The 19,640-nt window shown below is 70.1% G+C and carries 20 protein-coding genes; 10 read left to right on the top strand and 10 right to left on the bottom strand.

The genetic code is table 11. From position 1 onward, the window contains the following. The first annotated feature begins 81 nt into the window (after positions 1 to 81). Complete coding sequence (locus G9Q37_RS07430) at positions 82 to 705, top strand: FMN-binding negative transcriptional regulator (RefSeq protein ID WP_166226574.1); 624 nt, start codon at positions 82 to 84, stop codon at positions 703 to 705. Between the two features lie 8 nt (positions 706 to 713). Continuing rightward, positions 714 to 1,451 carry an SGNH/GDSL hydrolase family protein gene (locus G9Q37_RS07435; RefSeq protein WP_166226576.1) on the top strand — a complete coding sequence of 246 codons (738 nt, stop codon included), beginning with the start codon at positions 714 to 716 and terminating at the stop codon, positions 1,449 to 1,451. A 12-nt stretch (positions 1,452 to 1,463) separates the two neighbouring features. Here G9Q37_RS07435 and opgC read toward each other — a convergent pair whose 3' ends face one another. Beyond that, the gene (gene opgC, locus G9Q37_RS07440) at positions 1,464 to 2,591 is read right to left on the bottom strand and encodes an OpgC domain-containing protein (protein ID WP_166226578.1); all 1,128 of its coding nucleotides are present in this window, start codon (positions 2,589 to 2,591) and stop codon (positions 1,464 to 1,466) included. Between the two features lie 101 nt (positions 2,592 to 2,692). Between opgC and tadA the strand changes: the two genes are divergently transcribed. Next, on the top strand, positions 2,693 to 4,069 hold the full coding sequence (gene tadA, locus G9Q37_RS07445; RefSeq protein ID WP_166226580.1) for a tRNA adenosine(34) deaminase TadA: 1,377 nt from the start codon (positions 2,693 to 2,695) through the stop codon (positions 4,067 to 4,069). A gap of 2 nt (positions 4,070 to 4,071) precedes the next feature. Beyond that, positions 4,072 to 5,031, top strand: a complete 960-nt coding sequence (locus tag G9Q37_RS07450) for an LD-carboxypeptidase (protein ID WP_166226582.1) — start codon at positions 4,072 to 4,074, stop codon at positions 5,029 to 5,031. 20 nt (positions 5,032 to 5,051) lie between these two features. Here G9Q37_RS07450 and G9Q37_RS07455 read toward each other — a convergent pair whose 3' ends face one another. Next, complete coding sequence (locus G9Q37_RS07455; protein WP_166226583.1) at positions 5,052 to 5,390, bottom strand: hypothetical protein; 339 nt, start codon at positions 5,388 to 5,390, stop codon at positions 5,052 to 5,054. A gap of 299 nt (positions 5,391 to 5,689) precedes the next feature. Between G9Q37_RS07455 and G9Q37_RS07460 the strand changes: the two genes are divergently transcribed. Together G9Q37_RS07460 and G9Q37_RS07465 are read left to right on the top strand one after the other, a co-directional pair. Then, a complete protein-coding gene (locus G9Q37_RS07460; protein ID WP_166226585.1) occupies positions 5,690 to 6,634 on the top strand; it encodes an adenylate/guanylate cyclase domain-containing protein in 945 nt (314 codons plus the stop codon). A gap of 83 nt (positions 6,635 to 6,717) precedes the next feature. Next, on the top strand, positions 6,718 to 9,213 hold the full coding sequence (locus tag G9Q37_RS07465) for a penicillin acylase family protein (protein ID WP_166231066.1): 2,496 nt from the start codon (positions 6,718 to 6,720) through the stop codon (positions 9,211 to 9,213). A gap of 13 nt (positions 9,214 to 9,226) precedes the next feature. Here the strand turns inward: G9Q37_RS07465 and G9Q37_RS07470 are convergent, their stop codons facing one another. From G9Q37_RS07470 to G9Q37_RS07490, 5 genes are read right to left on the bottom strand one after another with little or no spacing between them, the layout of a single operon-like run. Then, positions 9,227 to 10,021: an ABC transporter ATP-binding protein gene (locus G9Q37_RS07470; protein WP_166226587.1), complete on the bottom strand. Its 795-nt coding sequence runs from the start codon at positions 10,019 to 10,021 to the stop codon at positions 9,227 to 9,229. A 22-nt stretch (positions 10,022 to 10,043) separates the two neighbouring features. After that, positions 10,044 to 11,180 (bottom strand): M14 family metallopeptidase, encoded by a 1,137-nt coding sequence (locus G9Q37_RS07475; RefSeq protein ID WP_166226589.1) that lies wholly within the window; start codon positions 11,178 to 11,180, stop codon positions 10,044 to 10,046. 28 nt (positions 11,181 to 11,208) lie between these two features. Then, positions 11,209 to 11,922: an ABC transporter permease gene (locus G9Q37_RS07480; RefSeq protein WP_166226591.1), complete on the bottom strand. Its 714-nt coding sequence runs from the start codon at positions 11,920 to 11,922 to the stop codon at positions 11,209 to 11,211. A 12-nt stretch (positions 11,923 to 11,934) separates the two neighbouring features. After that, positions 11,935 to 12,621 carry an ABC transporter permease gene (locus G9Q37_RS07485; protein ID WP_205710734.1) on the bottom strand — a complete coding sequence of 229 codons (687 nt, stop codon included), beginning with the start codon at positions 12,619 to 12,621 and terminating at the stop codon, positions 11,935 to 11,937. 12 nt (positions 12,622 to 12,633) lie between these two features. Continuing rightward, positions 12,634 to 13,470 carry an ABC transporter substrate-binding protein gene (locus G9Q37_RS07490; protein ID WP_166226593.1) on the bottom strand — a complete coding sequence of 279 codons (837 nt, stop codon included), beginning with the start codon at positions 13,468 to 13,470 and terminating at the stop codon, positions 12,634 to 12,636. Positions 13,471 to 13,696: 226 nt separating this feature from the next. Here G9Q37_RS07490 and modA point away from each other — a divergent pair, with 226 nt between their 5' ends. The 4 genes from modA to G9Q37_RS07510 are packed head-to-tail and all read left to right on the top strand — an operon-like array spanning position 13,697 to position 16,720. Further along, positions 13,697 to 14,452 (top strand): molybdate ABC transporter substrate-binding protein, encoded by a 756-nt coding sequence (modA, locus tag G9Q37_RS07495; protein ID WP_166226595.1) that lies wholly within the window; start codon positions 13,697 to 13,699, stop codon positions 14,450 to 14,452. Between the two features lie 12 nt (positions 14,453 to 14,464). Beyond that, positions 14,465 to 15,139 carry a molybdate ABC transporter permease subunit gene (gene modB, locus G9Q37_RS07500; protein WP_166226596.1) on the top strand — a complete coding sequence of 225 codons (675 nt, stop codon included), beginning with the start codon at positions 14,465 to 14,467 and terminating at the stop codon, positions 15,137 to 15,139. 3 nt (positions 15,140 to 15,142) lie between these two features. Further along, positions 15,143 to 15,844 (top strand): ATP-binding cassette domain-containing protein, encoded by a 702-nt coding sequence (locus G9Q37_RS07505; protein ID WP_166226597.1) that lies wholly within the window; start codon positions 15,143 to 15,145, stop codon positions 15,842 to 15,844. Positions 15,845 to 15,877: 33 nt separating this feature from the next. Beyond that, positions 15,878 to 16,720, top strand: a complete 843-nt coding sequence (locus G9Q37_RS07510) for a TOBE domain-containing protein (RefSeq protein ID WP_166226598.1) — start codon at positions 15,878 to 15,880, stop codon at positions 16,718 to 16,720. Positions 16,721 to 16,840: 120 nt separating this feature from the next. Here G9Q37_RS07510 and G9Q37_RS07515 read toward each other — a convergent pair whose 3' ends face one another. From G9Q37_RS07515 to G9Q37_RS07525, 3 genes are all read right to left on the bottom strand, one after another. Then, complete coding sequence (locus G9Q37_RS07515) at positions 16,841 to 18,352, bottom strand: tripartite tricarboxylate transporter permease (protein WP_166226599.1); 1,512 nt, start codon at positions 18,350 to 18,352, stop codon at positions 16,841 to 16,843. 18 nt (positions 18,353 to 18,370) lie between these two features. Further along, positions 18,371 to 18,856, bottom strand: a complete 486-nt coding sequence (locus G9Q37_RS07520) for a tripartite tricarboxylate transporter TctB family protein (protein WP_166226600.1) — start codon at positions 18,854 to 18,856, stop codon at positions 18,371 to 18,373. 118 nt (positions 18,857 to 18,974) lie between these two features. Then, positions 18,975 to 19,640, bottom strand: a complete 666-nt coding sequence (locus G9Q37_RS07525) for an ankyrin repeat domain-containing protein (RefSeq protein ID WP_166226601.1) — start codon at positions 19,638 to 19,640, stop codon at positions 18,975 to 18,977.

Genomic DNA, 19,640 nt, shown 5'->3' on the forward strand with positions numbered 1-19,640 from the left:
CGCACCGGGGCCGGTCCGGGGGAACCGCGGCGCATGCATTACGCTTGCGACTACCCCCTACCCGTACCCGCCGAGTCTTTCGTGTACCTGCCTCCCCAGTTCGCCCACCCCGATCCCGCGGTGGCGCGCGACCTGATGCGCCAGCACCCGTTCGCGCAGCTCGTCTCCACCGACGACGAGGGCTTTCCCTTCGTGACGCCACTGCCCATCCACGTCCCCGCGGACGGCCCGGTGGGCGAGGGCATGGTGCTGCTGGGCCACGTGGCCCGGCCCAACCCGCACGCCGCGCACCTGCGCGCGCGGCCGCAGGCGCTGCTGGTGTTCCAGGGGCCGCAGGCCTACATGACGCCGCGCGTCTACCCCGACCTGGCGCGCGTGCCGACCTGGAACTACCTGATGGTGCAGGCGCGCGTCGAGGCCCGCTTCGTCGAGGCCTTCGACGACAAGGACCGCTTGCTCAAGCACCTGATCCACGACCACGACCCGGCCTATGCGGCGCAGTGGCGCGGCCTGCCCGAGGATTTCCAGACCGGGCTCATGAAAGGCATCCACGCGCTCGAGTTCCGCGTGCTCGAACTGCGCTGCAAGGTCAAGCTCAACCAGCACCGGCGCGAGTCGCACGCCGAGATGCTGCGCCTGTACGAACAGGGCGGCGCGCAGGAGCAGGCACTGGCGGGCTGGATGCGCCGCCTCGGTCTCGTGTGAGGGCGGCCATGCACACCCGCCTCGTGCCGCTGGTGCTGGCCTTGTGCGCCGGCGGGGTCCTCGCCGCCGACGCGCTGCCGCCGCCGCCCCTGCAGGGACCGCCCCAGCCGCCGTCGCTCGCGGTGAGCGCCATCGATCTGGCGAGCGCCGAACTGCGCTGGCGCAGCAGCCTGGACGCCTTCGCCGAACAGGACCGCCGCGCGCGGCCGCCCGCGGGCGGTGTGCTGTTCGTGGGCAGTTCCTCGATCCGGCTGTGGGACGGCCTGGAGACCGCGTTCGCGCCGCACCCGGGGGTGCTCAAGCGCGGCTTCGGCGGTTCGCGGCTGGCCGACTGCGTGTTGTTCGCCGACCGGCTGGTCACGCCCTACCAGCCGCGGCAGGTGGTGCTGTACGCGGGGGAAAACGACATCGACGAGGGCGCTTCGCCGGTGGACGTGCTGCTGCGCTACGAGCGCTTCGTGCAGTACGTGCACAAGATCGCGCCGGGCACGCGCATCGCGTTCGTGTCCATCAAGCCCAGCCCCGCGCGCCAGGCGCTGCTGCCCGCGATCCAGAGCGCCAACCGCCTGATCCGCGCCTACACCGAGGGCCAGCCGCTGCTCGATTACATCGACGTGCACGGCCCCATGCTCGACGATCAGGGCCGGCCCCGGCCCGAGCTGTACGCCCCCGACCGACTGCACCTGAACGCCGCGGGCTATGCGCTGTGGCGCGAGCTGATCGCGCCGCGCCTGAGGCAGCCCTGAGCCCGCGCTGACTCAGCGCAGCGCGTCGGCCAGGCGCAGGCCGCCGCCCTGGTCGCGCCGCTGCGCCACGAGCGCCACCGCGAACAGGCCCGCGAAGGCCGCGGCCAGCAGCAGCAGGTCGGTGCTGCGCGGGCGCAGCACCTCGACCGAGCCGAAGAAGGCGAGCGTGAACAGCGCGATCACGATGTGGGCGCAGAACACCGGCAGCGATTGCCGGCCCAGCAGCTCCAGCGGCCGCGGGCGGGGCAGGGCGCGCCACAGCGGCGCGCTGGCCAGCAGCAGCGCCACCATGGCCGCGAGGTTGAGCAGGCGCAGCGGGCCGAGCGACCATTTGTCGAACAGCGCGGCCACCGCGGGCACGCCGGGCATGGGGTCCTGGCCCACGGTGTGGCGCCACACCAGCGTGGTCGACACGAACACCAGCGCGGGCAGCCAGACCCACCAGCGCAGCACGGGCCAGGGCGCGCGGCGCGCGCCCAGCCACAGGCCCACCACCCACAGCAGCTGCCAGCCGAAGGTGTGGAAGGCGCCCATGTCGCGGTAGGGCACGGGCCAGCCCAGGTCCCGGGCCAGCGCGTGCAGGCCCGCGCTCAGGCCCCACTGCTCGGCCAGCCACACGAGCACGCTCAGGCACAGCAGACCGCGCCAGCCGTGGCGCTGGCCGTGCGCGATCAGCCAGGGCGACACCAGCATGAGCACGATGTAGAGCGGCAGCACGTCGAGCAGCGGCGGGTTGTAGGCCAGGGCGAAGGCCGCGGGCACCGCGGTGGCGGGTGCGATGAAGAAGTACTCGAGCAGGCCCGTGACACCGCCCTGGTGCCGCACCACGCCCAGCCAGGCGATCAGCGTGAAGGCCAGCAGCAGCAGGCCCGCGTGGCACAGGTAGAGCTTGCCCGCGCGCTGCCACAGGCCGCGGCGCAGCGCGGCGAAGCCGTGGCGCTCGCCGCGCGCCGCATACACCCGCCCGGCCAGGATGGCCGAGATCAGCACAAAGCCTTCGGCCGCGGACACGAAGCCGAAGGGCTGGCTGAGCACCGGCGAGAAGCCGGTGGGCATGTGGGTGAGCGTCATCAGCACCAGCATGAGCCCGCGCAAGGCGTCGAGCTCCCATTGCCGGCCGCTGCTCGGGGTGGGCTGCATGGGGAAGGAAGAAACGTCCGGGTTTACCCGGGCAACCCGCGATCATGCCAGAGCACCGGCGGCGGCGCGGGCGCTGCGCGGGGCTCCCCTACACTCGCCGCATGCCCTTGCCCGACGATTCCGCGTTCATGCAGCTCGCGCTTGCCGAAGCGCGCGCCGCCGCCGCGGCGGGCGAGGTGCCGGTGGGCGCGGTGGTGGTCAAGGACGGCGTGGTCATCGCCAGCGGCCGCAACGCCCCGATCGCGCGCCACGACCCCACGGCCCACGCGGAGGTGCAGGCGCTGCGCGCCGCCGCCGAGCGCCTGGGCAATTACCGGCTCGAAGGCTGCACGCTCTACGTCACGCTCGAACCCTGCGCCATGTGCAGCGGCGCGATGCTGCACGCGCGGCTGGCGCGCGTGGTGTACGGCGCGGCCGACCCCAAGACCGGCGTGGCCGGTTCGGTGCTCGACCTGTTCGGCGAGCCGCGGCTGAACCACCAGACCCGCATCGAAGGCGGCGTGCTGGCCGCGGACTGCGGCGCGCTGCTGCGCGACTTTTTCCAGGAGCGACGCATGCAGACCCCAACGCACCCGCTGCGCGAAGACGCGCTGCGCACGCCCGAGCGCGCCTTCGAAGACCTGCCCGGCTACCCCTGGGCGCCGCACTACCTGAGCGAGCTGCCCGCGCTCGCGGGCCTGCGCCTGCACCACCTCGACGAAGGCCCGCGCGATGCGCCGCGCACCTGGCTGTGCGTGCACGGCAACCCTGCGTGGAGCTACCTGTACCGCCACATGATCCCGGTGTTTCTGGCCGCGGGCGACCGCGTGGTGGCGCCCGACCTGATCGGCTTCGGCAAGAGCGACAAGCCCAAGCGCGAAGGCGCGCACCGCTTCGGCTGGCACCGGCAGGTGCTGCTGGAATTCGTGGAGCGGCTCGATCTGCGCCGCGTGGTGCTGGTGGTGCAGGACTGGGGCGGCATCCTGGGTCTCACGCTGCCCATGGCCGCGCCCGAGCGCTACCGCGGCCTGCTGGTGATGAACACCACGCTGGCCACCGGCGAGACGCCGCTGTCGCCCGGCTTCCTGGCCTGGCGCGAGATGTGCGCGAAGAAGCCCGATTTCGCCGTCGGCCGCCTGTTCGCGCGCGGCAACCCGCACATGAGCGAGGCCGAGTGCCGGGCCTACGACGCGCCGTTTCCCGACCGCGGCCACCGCGCGGCGCTGCGCGCGTTTCCGCCGCTGGTGCCCGAGCACCCGGACAGCGAGGGCGCGGCGGTGTCGCGCGAGGCCCGCGACTTCTGGCGCGAGCGCTGGCAGGGCGAGAGCCTGATGGCGATCGGCCTGCAGGACCCGGTGCTCGGCGAACCCGTGATGCAGGCCCTGCGCGCCGACATCCGCGGCTGCCCCGAACCCCTGTTGCTGCCGCAGGCCGGCCACTTCGTGCAGGAGCACGGCGAGGCCATCGCACGCGCCGCGGTGACGCATTTTTCCCGCTGACCATGAGCCACATCTACATCTATTCCCCTTCCAGCGCGGTGCGCGACAAGGCCGCGTTCCGCCGCGGCGTGAAGCGGCTCCAGGCCCTGGGCCACGAGGTCGAGATCGACGAGGCCGCGCTCGCGAGCCACACCCGCTTCGCCGGCGACGACGCCACCCGCGTGGCCGCGATCGGCCGCGCCGCGGCCAGCGGCGCCGACGTGGCGTTGATCGCGCGCGGCGGCTACGGGCTCACGCGCATCCTGCCCGCGCTGCCCTACAAGGCGATCGCCCGGGCGATCGAGAAGGGCACGCGGTTCGTGGGCCTGAGCGACTTCACCGCGCTGCAGCTCGCGGTGCTCGCCAAAACCGGCGCCACCACTTGGGCCGGCCCGGCCCTGGGTGAAGACTTCGGCCCCGAGGGCGAGCCCGACGAGATCATGCAGGCCTGCTTCGACGACCTGCTGGCCGGCGCGGGCGAGGGCTCGGGCTGGACCCTGCCCGCGGCCGACGCCAAGGCCCATGCCGCCAAACCCGAGCGCCACGTGCGCCAGGCCACGCTCTGGGGCGGCAACCTCAACGTGTTGTGCGCGCTCGTGGGCACGCCCTACCTGCCTGCGGTGAAGGGCGGTGTGCTGTTCCTCGAAGACGTGAACGAGCACCCGTACCGCATCGAGCGCCAGCTCACGCAGTTGCTGCGCAGCGGCATCGTCGATGCCCAGAAGGCCGTGCTGCTGGGCGGCTTCAACCGCTTCAAGCTGGTGCCGGGCCACGACCGCGGCTATTCGCTCAAGACCGTGGTCGACTGGTTCCGCTCACAGACCAAGACCCCGGTCTACACCGGCCTGCCGTTCGGCCATGTGCCGACCAAGGTGCTGCTGCCCGTGGGCCGCACGGTGGATTTCGCGGTGGAAGGGCGCAATGCGCTGATCTACTGGGGCCACCTGGGGCACGGGCACGACGCGCACGATCACGGCCACTGAGGCCGTGCGGTGCCGCGGCTTCAGTGCCGGCGGCCGCGCGCGGAGGCGTCGATCAGGGCCTTGGGGATCAGGCCCTGGAAGTGCGGCGACAGGCCCTGCACGCGGTGCACCGCGAGCGCTTCGCCATGGATCTGGCTGAGCACGGCCACCAGTTCGCCGCGCGCGTACCAGAGGCTGTGCGCGTCGTGCATGAACTTCAGGCGGCGCTTGAGCGCCGGGTTCATGCGCGCCCCTTCCTCACCCAGCACGTCGAGCATGGCGCGGCGCACCGGCTCGAGGGCGTCTTCTTCGTCCGCATGCGGCTGCGGCCCGATGAGGGCCGAGATGCTGTTGCGAAGACTGGGTTTGAACCAGCGCATGGGCTTGCTCGTGGACAAAAGGGGTATGCAAAGGGAAACGCAGGATACGGTTTGATGTATATCGGCGCAATGACACAAGATCTGTAGCACAAAAAAACAACAGCAAAATCAGACACTTGTTGCAAGGGTTTGAGGTGATGCCTCAGCTTATTAATACCTTTGCATACCCCGGGCGCAGCACCGGCGATCCGTTCAAGTTGCACTTTGATCCGTGTGTCGTTGAAGAAAACCGTCTCGGCGGCCGATGAACCAAGGCGTGAACATGTGCATGCTTTAATCGCCGCGACCCCGCCTGTCCCATGTCAGATCTCACGATTGCCTTCGTCGACCTCACCGGCAGCACTTCGGTTTTCGAAACGCTGGGGAACGACCGCGCCACCAAGGCCGTGACCAAGCTCACCCAGTGGATCGGCTCGCGTGGCCAGGCGCACGGCGGCACGGTGGTCAAGATGCTGGGCGACGGTGTGCTCATGGCCTTTGCCGACAACCGCGCGTGCGTCGAGGCCATGACCCAGATCCAGCAGGAGCACGCCAAGCGCGTGCAGCAGTGGCCGCCGCACCTCAAGCTGCTGATGCAGGTGGGCCTGGCGCGCGGTCCGGTGGTGTGGGTCGACGGCGACTGCTTCGGTGACGCGGTGAACCTGGCCTCGCGCCTGAGCGACCTGGCCGGGCCCGAACAGATTTTCGCCACCGACACGGTGGTGCAGCAGCTCGAAGCGCGCTCGGGCGTGCGCAGTCGCAGCCTGGGGCCGATCCGCATCAAGGGCAAGGTCGACCCCTGCGAGGTCTTCCGCATCGAATGGCAGCTCGACATGCAGTCGGAGTTCCTGACCATGCCGGCCGCGCTGCACGCGGTCTCGCCGCGCGAAGACTCCGATTTCGTCGGCATCGAACTCGCCTGGCTCGACGCCACCCGCACGTTCGGCGCCGACGACCTGCCGGTGCGCATCGGCCGCGTGCCCGAGGCGGGCTTCGTGGTGAACGACCCGCGCGTGTCGCGCATGCACGCGCAGATCGAACTGCGCGCGGGCAACTACGTGCTCGAAGACCTGAGCAGCTACGGCACCTGGGTGCGCTTCACCGGCAGCGACACGCTCGTGGCCCTGCGCCGCCAGGAGGTGCTGCTCACCGGCGACGGCGAGATCGCGCTCGGTGCGCCGTTCTCGGACTTCAGCGCGCCCACCGTGAGCTTCAAGCTCGTCAACGGGCGCATGGTGCTCGGCCGCAACCCCGCCACGGCCTGATCGGACGCGACAGCGGTCGGTACCCCATGGGGGTATCTGGCGATATGCTCGCCGGCTCCTTCCGAGCCCGTGAGAACACCGTGATGCGCTGGATCCGCCGAGTATTTGCCGCCCTGGGCCTGTTGCTGGTGGTGGCCGCCGCCTCTGGCCTGTGGTACGCGCGCCAGACCCTGCCGGTGCTGGACGGCCAGCTGCAACTGAGCGGCCTCAGCGCGCCCGTGCAGGTGCGCCGCGACGCGAGCGATGTGACCCATGTGCTGGCCAGCCGCAGCACCGATGCCTGGATGGCGCTGGGCTATGTGCACGCGCAGGAGCGTGGCTGGCAGCTGGCGTTCAACCGCGCGGTCATGCGCGGCACGCTGTCGTCGTTCCTGGGCCCGGCCACGCTGGAGACCGACAAGCTCATGCGCACCCTGGGCATCCGCCAGGCCGCGGTGCGCCAGCTCGGTCTGCTGCCGCCCGAGGCCAAGGCCGCGGTGGAGGCCTACAGCGCGGGCATCAACGCCTATTTCGCCCACACCGACGAAGCGCGCACGCCCGAGTTCCTGCTGCTGGGGGTGAACCCGCGCGAGGCGGCCGCGGCCGGCGGCTGGTGGGACGCAGCCGACAGCGTGGGCTGGTCGATCATGCTGGCGCTCGATCTGGGCGGCAACTGGGGCAACGAGTTCGCGCGCCTGTCCGCGCTGCAGGTGCTCGACACCGATGCGCTGTGGGAGCTGTTCCCGCCGTACCCGGGCGAGCCGCGCGCCGCGTCGGCCGACCTGGGCAAGCTCTACCGCGAACTCGGCGTGTACCGCAATGGCGCGGGGCAGAAGCTGTCGGCCGCGCCCGAGCCGCCCGCGCACGACCTGCGCAGCCGCATCGCCCAGGACCTGCGCGCCTGGACCGACACCTTCGGCCATTCGGAGGGCAAGGGCTCGAACAACTGGGTGCTGGCCGGCTCGCGCACGCGCAGCGGCAAGCCGCTGCTCGCCAACGACCCGCACCTGGGCCTGAGCGCACCCGCCATCTGGTACTTCGCGCGGCTGCAGGCGCCCGATACGCCCGATCAGAAGGGCCTGGACGTGATCGGCGCCACGCTGCCCGGCACGCCCTTCGTGGTGCTGGGGCGCACGGCCAACGCGGCCTGGGGCTTCACCAACACCGGCCCCGACGTGCAGGACCTCTACCTCGAGCAGATCAACCCCGACAACCCGGGCCAGTACCGCGTGCCCTCGGCCGACGGCCAGCCCGCGTGGGCGCCGTTCACGGTGCGGCCCGAGGTGATCCAGGTCAAGGGCCAGCCCGACGTGACGCACCTGGTGCGCCACACGCGCCATGGCCCGGTGCTCAGTGACGCGCAGGCGCTGCACCGCGAGGTGATCGACACCAGCCGCTTCGTGCTGTCGCTGCGCTGGACCGCGCTCGAGGCCGACGACGGCAACGTGCTGGCCACGCTCGAAGCCAACCGGGCGCAGTCGGTGGACGAACTGCTGAAGGCCTTCGCCGACTTCCAGGCGCCCATGCAGAGCGTGGTGATGGCCGACCGCGCGGGCCGCATCGCCTACAAGGCCGCAGGCCGTGTGCCGGTGCGAGCGCACGACAACGGCATCCGTGGCGTGGCGCCGTCGCCGGGCTGGGAGGCGCGCTACGACTGGACCGGCTGGCTGCCCTATGCCGACACGCCGCAGGACGACGGCGGCGCGCGTGGGTGGGTCGCCACCGCCAACCAGCGCGTGCACGGGCCCGACTACCCGCACTTCCTCACGCAGGACTGGGCCGCGCCGTACCGCATGGAGCGCATCGCGCAGTTGCTCGAACAGACGCCGCAGCACGACCTCGCGAGCCTGCAGCGCATCCAGGGCGATCTGTACGCCGCGTCCACGCTGCGCCTGTTGCCCTTCCTGCAGAAGGCGCAAAGCGCCCACCCGCTGGCCGCGGCCGCGCAGCAGGCGCTGCAGGGCTTCGATGGCGTGATGCGCGCGGACGCCGCGGCCCCGCTGATCTACAGCGCCTGGGTCGACGAGTTCACGCGCGGCGTGGTGGGCGGCCGCCTGGGCGAGCAGCGCTTCAAGACCCTGTACGGCAAGCGCCTGTTCCGCAACGCGGTCGAAGGCATCCTGGAATCGGACAACAAGGCCTGGTGCGGCCCGGCGGGCTGTGCCCAGGCCAGCGGCGCCGCGCTCACGCGCGCGCTCGACCGCCTGCAGACCGTGCACAGCGCCGACGTGGCCCGCTGGCGCTGGGGCGACGCCCACCCCGCGATCTCGGTGCACCGGCCGATGTCGGAGGTGAAGCCGCTGGCCAGGCTGTTCGAGGTGCGCGTGCCCACGGGCGGCGACCCGTTCACCGTGAACGTGGGCCAGTACCACCTGGACAAGGCCGACGCGCCCTACGCGAACCGCCACGCCGCGAGCCTGCGCGCGCTCTACGACCTCGAGGACCTGGACCGCTCGGTGTTCATCTACCAGACCGGGCAGAGCGGCAACCTGTTCTCCAGCCGCTACCGCGACATGAGCGCCACCTGGGCCGCCAACGAACACCGGCCGCTGAGCCTGAACCCCTCGGCCTGGAAGCACACGCTCGAACTGCGGCCCTGAGCGGGCCGGGGGCCTACTTCAGGTTGCCCTTGAGGAATTGCGAGAGACGCTCGCTCTTCGGGCGCGCGAGCACCTCGGTGGGCACGCCCTGTTCCTCGATGCAGCCCTTGTGCAGGAAGATCAGGTGCGAGGACACCTCGCGCGCAAAGCCCATCTCGTGCGTGACCACCACCATGGTGCGGCCTTCCTCGGCGAGCAGCTTCATCACGCGCAGCACCTCGCCCACGAGCTCGGGGTCGAGCGCCGAGGTGGGCTCGTCGAACAGCATCACGGCCGGCTCCACCGCGAGCGCGCGGGCGATCGCCACGCGCTGCTGCTGGCCGCCGCTCATGTGCGCGGGGTAGCGGTCTTCGACGCCACGCAGGCCCACGCGTTCGAGGTACTTGCGCGCCGTCTCCACCGCCTGCTCGCGCGGCACACCCAGCACGTGTACCGGCGCTTCGATGATGTTCTGCAGCACCGTCATGTGGGCCCAGAGGTTGAAGTGCTGGAACACCATGGCCAGGCGCGTGCGCAGCCGCTGCAGCTGGGCGGCGTCGACCGCCTGCAGCTCGCCGTGCTTGTCGGCCTTGAGCCGCAGCTCTTCGCCGCCAAGCACGATGCGGCCCGCGTTGGGCTTTTCGAGCAGGTTGATGCAACGCAGCAGCGTGCTCTTGCCCGAGCCCGAGCTGCCGATCAGGCTGATGACGTCGCCCGCGCGCGCTTCGAGCGACACGCCCTTGAGCACCTCGTTCTGGCCGAAGCGCTTGTGGATGTCGTGCACCGAAAGCAGCGGCGCGCTGGAAGACGGGGTGGGGGCAGCGGTCATGGACTCAGGGAATAAGGCGGTGTCAGGCGCCGAGCAGGGCGCCGGTGCGAAAGGGTTTGGCGCCGGCGATCTTGCCCAGCTCGCCCCCGGCCACGCAGTAGCGTTCGGCCACGGTGGCGTAGAGCACACCGGCCACGCCCGCGGTGACGCGGTGCACGCGCGAGGCGCCGGGCGCGGTCGGGTCGATCACCTCGGCCACGAGATCGCCCGCGGCGAGCACGTCGCCGGGGCGCGCGCGGTACACCACCACGCCGGGCACGGGGCTGGTGAGGGTCTCGGAGCCCGCGAGCGGGGTGGGCTGGCAGCTCGGCGCCGGGATGGCGGGCGCTTCGCCCGCGATCACGCCCAGGTGCACGAGGTAGGCCATGAGCGCGGCCGCGTCGCGCTCGGCGTGCTCGTGCGCCACGTCGGCCTCGCCGCGGAATTCGAGCGTGGTGCTCGCGCAGCCCTGGGGCAGGGGGTGCTGGATGCCCGCGGCCTGCAGCCGCTCGGCGAGCTGCCACCACAGGCCCGACAGGCATTCGTCGAACGGCCCGCCGCCCGAGTCGCGCGCGATCAGCACGGCCCGGCAGCCCAGCAGCCAGGCCAGCGGCTCCAGCGGCGGCCAGCACGCACCTTCGGCGTACAGGTGCATCACGGCTTCCCAGTCGCAGTGCATGTCGAGCACCACGTCGGCGTCGTGCGCGAGCTGCAGCAGCTGGCGGCGCAGGCTCTCGAGTTCGGTCTTGGGCGACCAGGCGGCGAGCCAGTCGGTCACGGCCTGGCGCACCAGGGCCACGTTGGCCGCGCCGTCGGGGCCGAGGCGCTCGCGCACGGTGTCGAACACCGCGGCCGCGAGGTCGGGGTAGTGGCGGTTGAAGTTCTGCGCGGTGTCGAACTCGAAACGGCCCATGGCCTTGTGGTCGAGCCGCTGCGCCAGGCCGATGGGGTTGGCCGCGGGCACCAGCACCAACTGGCCGCGCATGCGTCCCTCGCGCTCGGCCTGCTCGAGTGCGGTGCGCAGGTGGTGGGCCACCAGCATGCCGGGCAGTTCTTCGGCGTGCAGGCTGGCCTGCAGGTAGACCTTGGGCCGCGCTGCGGGGTCGCCGGCGTGGAACGACACCAGGGTCTTCTGCACGCCCAGGCTCGGGCTCAGCAAGGGGTGTTCGGTGCGGCGCATGGGGCGGTGTCCTCGGTGCCGGCCGGCGTCAGTGCGTGCGCGGCGCCAGGTGCGCGAGCAGGCGGCGTTCGCCCAGCTTGAACAGCCCCACCAGGCTGAAAGTGATGGTGAGGTAGATGCCGGCCGCGAACAGGTAGGCCTCGAAGGGCAGGTAGAAGTCGGAGTAGATGCGGCTCGCGGCGGCGGTGATGTCGAGCATGGCGGGCACCGCGCTCGCGAGGCTGGTGCTGTGCAGCATCATGACCACCTCGTTGCTGTAGGCGGGCAGGGTGCGGCGGATGGCGCTGGGCAGCACGATGCGGCGCAGCGCGAGCCATCGGCCCATGCCCATGGCCTGCGCGGCCTCGATCTCGCCGGCCGCGGTTTCGCGGATCGAGCCCGCGAGCATTTCGGCGGTGTAGCCCGCCGTGTTCAGGCTGAACGCAAGCAGGATGCAGAAGAACGCGTCCTTGAAGTAGATCCAGGGCCAGACCGCGTCCCAGCGCGCCTGGATCCATTCGAGCTGCGCGAGCCCGTAGTAGATGAGGTAGACCTGGATCAGCAACGGCGTGCCGCGGATCACGTAGGTGTAGGCCCCGACCAGCCAGCGCAGCGGCCGCGGCCCCTGCGTGAGCGCGATCGCGAACACCAGCGCCAGCACCGCGCCGATGAGCAGCGAGGCCAGCAGCAGGCTCAGCGTGGTGGCCGCGCCCTGCGCGTACAGCGCGAGGTGCTTGGCCTGGAAGATGACGTCCCAGCGCATGCGTGTGGGGCCTCAGACGGTGCCGCGCTTGACGCCGAGGCTGAAGCGGCGGTCGACCCAGCGCAGTGCCCACAGCGACACCGAGGTGTAGACCAGGAACAGCGCGGCGGCGAACAGGAAGAAGGTGAACGGTTCGCGCGTGGCCGAGCTGGCCTGCTTGGCCAGGTAGGTCATTTCGTGCAGGCCGATCAGGCTCACGAGCGCCGTGGTCTTGATCAGCACCAGCCAGTTGTTGGTGAAGCCGGGAATGGCGTAGCGCACCATCTGCGGCAGCGTGATGCGCAGGAAGGTGCGCAGCGGCCCCATGCCGAAGGCCCAGGCGGCTTCCATCTGCCCGCGCGGAATGGCGAGGATGGCGCCGCGGAAGGTCTCCGTCATGTAGGCGCCGTAGATGAAGCCGATGGTGAGCACCCCGGCGAGAAAGGGATTGATGTCGACCGAGCGCTGGCTGCCGAAGGCCGCGAGCAGGTGGTTCAGGCCGATGGTGCCGCCGTAGAAGATCAGCAGCATGAGCACCAGTTCGGGTACGCCGCGCACCACGGTGGTGTAGACCGTGGCCAGCACCACGAAGGGCGGGCGGCCCGAGAGCTTGGCTGCCGCGCCCGCCAGGCCCAGCACGATGGCCACCGCGAGGGAGGCCAGCGAGACGCCCACCGTGAGGAGGGCGCCCTGCAGGATCAGCAGGTAGTAGCCGGACAAGATCCGCTCGGCTTACTTGCCGTACACGTCGAAGTCGAAGTACTTCTTGGCGACGGTGTCGTAGACGCCGTTGGAGCGGATGGTCTTGATGGCGTTGTTGACCGCGGTCTTGAGCTCGGTTTCGCCCTTGCGCATGGCCACGCCCACGCCGGTGCCGAAGTACTTGGGATCGTCGAGCACCGGGCCCACGAAGCCGTAGCCGGCGCCTTCGGGCTTGCTCAGGAAGCCGCCGTTGACCTCGACCTGGTCGGCCACGGTGCCGTCGAGGCGGCCCGACTTGATGTCGAGGTAGACCTGGTCCTGGGCCTCGTAGGGCACGATGTTCGCGCCCACGGTCTTGAGCTCACCCAGCGCGTACTTCTCTTGCGTGCTGCCCTTGAGCACGCCGATCTTCTTGCCCTTGAGGGAGGCGTTGTCGGTGTAGGGGGTTTCCTTCTTCACGACGATGCGGCTGGGCGTGAAGTAGTACTTGTCGCTGAAGTCGACCACCTGCAGGCGCTCGTCGGTGATGGTCATGGAGCTGACGATCACGTCGTACTTCTTGGCTTGCAGGCCGGGGATCATGCTGTCCCACACCTGTTCGACGTAGGTGCACTTGCGCTTGATCTCGTTGCAGATGGCTTCGGCGATGTCCACGTCGAAGCCGGTGGGCTTGCCGTCGGGGGTCTTGAAGGTGAAGGGCTCGTAGGTGGGGTCGATCGCGACCTTGAGCTCGGGCAGTTCGGCGGCCGGGGCAGGGGCGGCGGCGGCCGGGGCGGGCGCAGGCGCCGGAGCGGCTTCTTCCTTCTTGCCGCAGGCCACCAGGGCGGCGGCGGCGATCAGGGTGGTGGTGATCAGGAGCTGTTTCATGACGAGGTTCCGGTGATGAGGCCTTGGGCCCCGGTGATGGAAAGTGGGGCGATTGTAGGTCTGTGAAAACGGGGGGGCCGGGGCCGCTGGCTGGTGTTTCTACCGACCGCGCGCGGGCCGAAGTGGCACCAGCACCGAGGGACTTCGCAAGAAAAATGCCATCAAGCGTTATATATACTTGGATACAACGCTTTTCCCCCTTCACCGTCTGCCATTCCACCGTCCCATGCGCGTGCCCCTGATCCGCGGCCTTTCTCTCGTGTTCGGCGCCGGCCTGGCCCTGGGGGTGCAGGCCGCCGACCTCACGGTGTCGGCCGCCGCCAGCCTCAGCAACGCCTTGCGCGACATCGCGCCGCTGTTCGAGGCCGCGAACCCCGGCACCCGGGTGCAATACAACTTCGCGGCTTCGGGCGTGCTGCTGCAGCAGATGGCCAAGGGCGCGCCGGTCGACGTGTTCGCAAGCGCCGACCAGGACACCATGGACCAGGCCCAGGCGCGGGGGCTCGTGCGGGCCTCGCAGCGGCGCGACTTCGTGTCCAACCGCCTCGTGGTGATCGTGCCCGCCAACAGCCCGCGCACGCCGGCGTCGCTGGCCGATCTGGCCCAGCCCGGCTACGCGCGCATCGCCATCGGCCTGCCGGCCAGCGTGCCCGTGGGCCGCTACACCAAGGGCGTGCTCGAAGCGGCAGGGCAGTGGAGGGCGATCGAAGCCCGCATGGTGGGCGCCACCAACGTGCGCCAGGCGCTCGATTACGTTCAACGCGCCGAGGTCGACGCGGGCTTTGTCTACGCCACCGACGCGGCGCTGATGCCCGACAAGGTGCGCGTGGCCTTCACGGTGCCCACGGCCAAGCCCATCCTGTACCCGGTGGCGCCGCTCACGGCCGGCCCGAACGCGGCCATGGGCGAGCGCTTCGTGGCGTTCCTGCTCACGCCCGCGGCGCAGGCCGTGCTGGCGCGCCACGGCTTCGGCAAGCCCTGAGGCCGCGCGACCGTGACCGAGGCCTGGACGCCGCTCGCCCTCACCCTGCAGGTGGCGGGCTGGGCCACGGCCATCAACCTGGTGCTGGGCACAGCCGTGGGCTTCGCGCTCGCGCGCGGCCGCTTCCCGGGGCGCGACGTGCTCGACGCCGCGCTCACCCTGCCCATGGTGATGCCGCCCACGGTGCTGGGTTATTACCTGCTGGTGGTCATCGGCACGCAAGGCGTGCTGGGCGCGTGGCTGCTGCAGCACTTCGGCATCCGCCTCATCTTCACCGCAGAGGCGGCCATCATCGCGGCCACCATCGTGTCGTTTCCGCTGGTGTTCAAGGCCGCGCGCGCGGCCTTTGAAACCGTGGACCCGCAACTCGAGGACGCCGCGCGCACGCTCGGGGTGGGCGAGGGGGCGTTGTTCTTCCGGGTCACGCTGCCCCTGGCGTGGCGCGGCATTCTGGCGGGCCTGCTGCTGGCGTTCGCGCGCGCGCTCGGCGAGTTCGGCGCCACGCTCATGGTGGCGGGCAGCATCGTGGGCAAGACGCAGACGCTGTCGATCGCGGTCTACGAGGCGGTGCAGGCCGGCCAGGACCACACCGCCAACTTCCTCGTGGCCGTCACGTCCCTCACCTGCATGGCGGTGCTGCTCGCGGCGGGGCGGCTCGCGCCGGGCCGTGTGGCGAGCCGGGGCTGAGCCATGGCACCCGTCAACGCCGCGCCTCAACCGGTCTGGGACATCGCACTGCGCAAGCGTTTGCGGCAGGGCGATTCGGTGTTCCAGATCGACCTCGCGTTTCTCTCGCACGCCCGGCGTGTGGTGCTGTTCGGCCCGTCGGGTGCGGGCAAGACGCAGACGCTGCGTCTGGTCGCGGGCATCGCGGCGCCCGACGCGGGCCGCGTGGCGGTGGCCGGGCGCACGCTGTTCGACAGCGCGCAGGGCCTGAACCTGAGCCCGCAGCAGCGCCGGCTGGCCTACATGTTCCAGGACTACGCGCTGTTCCCGCACCTCACGGTGCGCCAGAACCTGGCCTTCGCGCTGAGCCGCGGCCTGCGCAACCCGCCGCGTGGCGTGCGCAGCGATGCGGTGGACCACTGGATCGACCGCTTCGACCTGGGCGGCGTGGCCGGCCATTACCCGCACCAGATCTCGGGCGGCCAGCGCCAGCGCACGGCGCTGGCGCGCGCGCTGGTGTCGCAGCCCGCCGCGCTGCTGCTCGACGAGCCCTTCGCCGCGCTCGACAAAGGTCTGCGCGAGCGCCTGCGCGACGAGCTCAAGGCGCTGCAGACGACGCTGCAACTGCCCATGCTCGTGATCACGCACGACGACGATGACGTGCGCGCGCTGGCCGAAGACGTGGTGTGCCTCGACGCGGGCCGCGTGGCGGCACCGGCGCGCTGATACGCTCGGATTCCAATCAGCGCAGGGGCGGCGATGGCGACGAAAAAAAACCGGGGCAAGCAGCGGCTGCAGGTGCACGGCGCGTTGTGGCTGTCCATGGACGGGGCGAACGTGGCGGGGCAGGGCCGCATCGCGCTGCTGCGCGCGGTGGCCAAGCACGGCTCCATCACGCAGGCCGCCAAAGCCTTCGGCATGAGCTACAAGGCCGCCTGGGACGCCATCGACACCATGAACCAGCGCTCGCGCACACCCGTGGTCGAGCGCGTGACGGGCGGGCGCGGCGGCGGCTCCACGCTGCTCACGGCCTATGGCCAGCGTCTGGTGGAGCGCTACGCCCAGGTGCAAGCGGTGCACCAGCGATTCCTGCAGCTGCTCGAACAGGACGCGATGGACCTGGAGCAGCCGTTCTCGATGTTGAAGGTGTTGAACATGAAAACCAGTGCGCGCAACCAGTGGCTGGGCGAGGTCACGGCCGTGCACAGCGGTGCGGTCAACGACGAGGTGGAACTGCGCCTGCCGGGTGGCCAGCGCCTGTCGGCCATGGTCACGCGCGACAGCACCGGGGCGCTGGGCCTGAAGCCGCAGCTGCCGGTGATCGCGCTCGTGAAGTCGTCGGCCGTGTTGCTGGCGGTTGACCTGGAAACCGCGCGGGTGTCGGCCGGCAACCGCCTGGCCGGCACGGTGGTGCGGGTGACGCCGGGCGCGGTGAACGCCGAGGTCATCGTGCGCACGCCGGATGCGGCTGGCGTGGACGGGGCGCTCGAGGTGGTGGCCGTGGTGCCGCAGACGGCGGTGGCGGAACTTGGCCTCAAGCCGGGCGCGGCCGTCACGGCGCTGGTGAAGGCGTCGGACGTGGTGCTGGCGGTGGTGAGCTGAGGGACGTCGGGGCCATTTGCCATGGTTCCTCCTTATATTTACATAATATACATCGTGGAATGTCATGAGCCCCAATAAAAGCCCCGACCAGGCCAGCTGGTCGGGGCTTGACTCAGCCCGTCATTCCTCGACGAAGGCTTCCTCGCGCTTCTTCTTCACGGCCGGCAGCAGCACGATCACGAGCAGCAGCACGGCAGCGGCCAGCAGCGAGGCCGAGATCGGGCGCGTGACGAACACCGACCAGTCGCCGCGCGAAATCAGCAGCGCACGGCGCAGGTACTCTTCCATCATCGGGCCCAGGATGAAGCCCAGCAGCAGCGGCGCAGGTTCGCAACCGAGCTTGATGAACACGTAGCCGATGAGGCCGAAGGCCGCCACCATCCAGATGTCGAAGCTGTTGTTGTTGGTCGAGAACACACCGATGGCGCAGAACAGCACGATGGCCGGGTACAGCCACTTGTAAGGCACGGTCAGCAGCTTGATCCACATCCCGATCAGGGGCAGGTTCAGGATGATCAGCATCGCGTTGCCGATCCACATCGAGGCGATCAGGCCCCAGAACAGGTCCGGGTTGCTGGTCATCACCTGCGGGCCGGGCTGGATGTTGTGGATGGTCATGGCACCCACCATCAGCGCCATCACGGCGTTGGGCGGAATGCCCAGCGTCAGCAGCGGAATGAACGAGGTCTGCGAGCCGGCGTTGTTGGCCGACTCGGGCGCCGCCACACCGCGGATGTTGCCCTGGCCGAACGGCAGTTCACCGGGCTTGAGCTTGGTCTTCTTCTCGATCGTGTAGGCCGCGAAGGACGACAGCAGCGCGCCGCCGCCGGGCAGGATGCCGAGCGCCGAACCGAGCGCCGTGCCGCGGATCATGGCCGGGAACATGCGTTTGAAGTCTTCGGCGGTCGGGAAGATGCCGGTGACCTTGCCCGTGAACACCTCGCGCTCGGACTCGTCCTGCGCCAGGTTGGCGATGATCTCGCCGTAGCCGAAGATGCCCATGGCCACCACGACGAAGTTGATGCCGTCGGTGAGTTCGGGCACGTCGAACGAGAAGCGCGCGACGCCGGAGTTGATGTCGGTGCCGACCAGGCCCAGCAGCAGACCCAGCACGATCATGGCCAGCGCCTTGATCAGCGAGCCCGAGGCCAGCACCACGGCGCCGATCAGGCCCAGGATCATGAGTGCGAAGTACTCGGCGGGGCCGAAGCTCAGGGCAACCTCGGTGAGCGGCGGCGCGAAGGCGGCCAGCACCAGGGTGCCCACGCAGCCCGCAAAGAACGAGCCGATGCCCGCAGCGGCCAGGGCAGGACCCGCCCTGCCCCGGCGCGCCATCTGGTAGCCGTCGAGCACCGTCACCACCGACGAAGACTCACCGGGCAGGTTGACCAGAATGGCCGTGGTGGAGCCCCCGTACTGGGCGCCGTAGTAGATGCCGGCCAGCATGATCAGCGCCGACACCGGCTCCAGGCCGTAAGTGACGGGCAGCAGCATGGCGATGGTGGCCACGGGGCCCAGGCCCGGCAGCACGCCGATCAGGGTGCCCAGCAGACAGCCCACGAAGGCGTAGAGCAGGTTCTGCGCCGTGAAGGCGACGCTGAAGCCCAATGACAGGTTTTGGATCAGGTCCATGTTGTTATGTCTCCGAGATCACTGGCCCAGGAACCACGGCAGCACCGGGAACTGAAGGTTGAGGGCGTAAACGAAAGCCACGTAGCTGCCGACGGCCAGGATGGTGGCCAGCACGACCGATTCCTTGAGGCTGCTGTTGGGCCGGGCATAGCCCGAGATGATCACCAGCGCGTAGATCGCGACGATCAGACCGAAGTGCGGCAGGCCCACCGACGGCAGACCCACGAGCAGCACGCCGAACGCGAGGTTGGCGAGCAGGATGAAGACCAGGGGGCGCCAGGCGATGTTGTCGATCTTGTCCTGGGCCGCGCTGCGCCTGAAGGACTGCAGCGTGACCAGCACGCCCAGCAGGGCCAGCACGATGCCCAGCAACAGCGGGAAGTAACCGGGGCCCATGCGGGCGGCCCCACCGATGTCGAAGTTGGTTGCGCCCACCGCGAAGGCAATGCCCACGGCGGTGAACAGCAGACCCGACACGAAGTCTTTCTGGCTTCTGAATTGCACGACGTCTCCTCGGGGATGCAAAGCCTGGGATTGTCGTCATCCGGTGAAGCCACCGCCATGTGGGATTCACCTACGCCGCGCCTTAAGTTTGCGCGAAGTTTTCAGGCGCCCGGAGCGGCTACCAGCGGCCCGCCGGTTGCTGGGCGCGCACCGCGGCGGCAATCGTCGCGGCCACGGCATCGCGGCTCGCACGGCGCGCGAAATCGATGGCGGTCAGGCCCTGCTCGTTCTTGAGCAGCGGGTCGGCGCCTGAGTCGAGCAGCAGCTTCACCACGCGCGCATGCCCGTAGAGCGCGGCCATCATGAGCGGGGTGCTGCCGTTGGGCGACTGTGCATCGATGTAGGCGTGGTGCTCGAGCAGCAGGTCCACCATCGCGACGCTGCCCTCCCCCGGGTTCGTGGCGGCGTAATGCAGCGGCGCCCAGCCCGGCTTGTTGACCTCGGCCTCGCGCTCGATGAGCTTTTTCGCAAGCGCCAGCCGGCCCTTGAGCGCGGCCATCATCAGCGGCGACTCGTCCTTGGCGTTGCGGTACTCGACCTTCACGTCGGGCTGGTTCAGCAGATAGGCCGCCACCCGCTCGGCCCCGTCGCGCAGCGCCAGGTACAGCGCGTGCTGGCCGTTCGGATCCAGGGTGTTGAGGTCGAACCCGCGCAGGTGCAGCAGCAGCAAGGCGCTGGTGTCGTCGCGCTTGATCGCGGTGAAGAAGTCGTCGTAGGCGGCGGCGAACGCCGCTGGGGCAACGGATAGCGCCAAAAAGGCTTTCAGAACATCGCGCTTTTTCAT

This window comes from Hydrogenophaga crocea (assembly GCF_011388215.1).
GTDB classification, from domain to species: domain Bacteria; phylum Pseudomonadota; class Gammaproteobacteria; order Burkholderiales; family Burkholderiaceae_C; genus Hydrogenophaga; species Hydrogenophaga crocea.

Excerpts from the sequence above, each read along its gene's own strand:
- G9Q37_RS07470 (WP_166226587.1), bottom strand. The coding sequence starts at position 10,021 with ATGACCGCTGCCCCCACCCCGTCTTCCAGCGCGCCGCTGCTTTCGGTG.
- G9Q37_RS07465 (WP_166231066.1), top strand. The coding sequence starts at position 6,718 with ATGCGCTGGATCCGCCGAGTATTTGCCGCCCTGGGCCTGTTGCTGGTG.
- G9Q37_RS07460 (WP_166226585.1), top strand. The coding sequence starts at position 5,690 with ATGTCAGATCTCACGATTGCCTTCGTCGACCTCACCGGCAGCACTTCG.
- modA (WP_166226595.1), top strand. The coding sequence starts at position 13,697 with ATGCGCGTGCCCCTGATCCGCGGCCTTTCTCTCGTGTTCGGCGCCGGC.
- G9Q37_RS07515 (WP_166226599.1), bottom strand. The coding sequence starts at position 18,352 with ATGGACCTGATCCAAAACCTGTCATTGGGCTTCAGCGTCGCCTTCACG.
- G9Q37_RS07455 (WP_166226583.1), bottom strand. The coding sequence starts at position 5,390 with ATGCGCTGGTTCAAACCCAGTCTTCGCAACAGCATCTCGGCCCTCATC.
- G9Q37_RS07510 (WP_166226598.1), top strand. The coding sequence starts at position 15,878 with ATGGCGACGAAAAAAAACCGGGGCAAGCAGCGGCTGCAGGTGCACGGC.
- tadA (WP_166226580.1), top strand. The coding sequence starts at position 2,693 with ATGCCCTTGCCCGACGATTCCGCGTTCATGCAGCTCGCGCTTGCCGAA.
- G9Q37_RS07490 (WP_166226593.1), bottom strand. The coding sequence starts at position 13,470 with ATGAAACAGCTCCTGATCACCACCACCCTGATCGCCGCCGCCGCCCTG.
- opgC (WP_166226578.1), bottom strand. The coding sequence starts at position 2,591 with ATGCAGCCCACCCCGAGCAGCGGCCGGCAATGGGAGCTCGACGCCTTG.
- G9Q37_RS07480 (WP_166226591.1), bottom strand. The coding sequence starts at position 11,922 with ATGCGCTGGGACGTCATCTTCCAGGCCAAGCACCTCGCGCTGTACGCG.
- G9Q37_RS07505 (WP_166226597.1), top strand. The coding sequence starts at position 15,143 with ATGGCACCCGTCAACGCCGCGCCTCAACCGGTCTGGGACATCGCACTG.
- G9Q37_RS07475 (WP_166226589.1), bottom strand. The coding sequence starts at position 11,180 with ATGCGCCGCACCGAACACCCCTTGCTGAGCCCGAGCCTGGGCGTGCAG.
- G9Q37_RS07435 (WP_166226576.1), top strand. The coding sequence starts at position 714 with ATGCACACCCGCCTCGTGCCGCTGGTGCTGGCCTTGTGCGCCGGCGGG.
- G9Q37_RS07450 (WP_166226582.1), top strand. The coding sequence starts at position 4,072 with ATGAGCCACATCTACATCTATTCCCCTTCCAGCGCGGTGCGCGACAAG.
- G9Q37_RS07525 (WP_166226601.1), bottom strand. The coding sequence starts at position 19,640 with ATGAAAAAGCGCGATGTTCTGAAAGCCTTTTTGGCGCTATCCGTTGCC.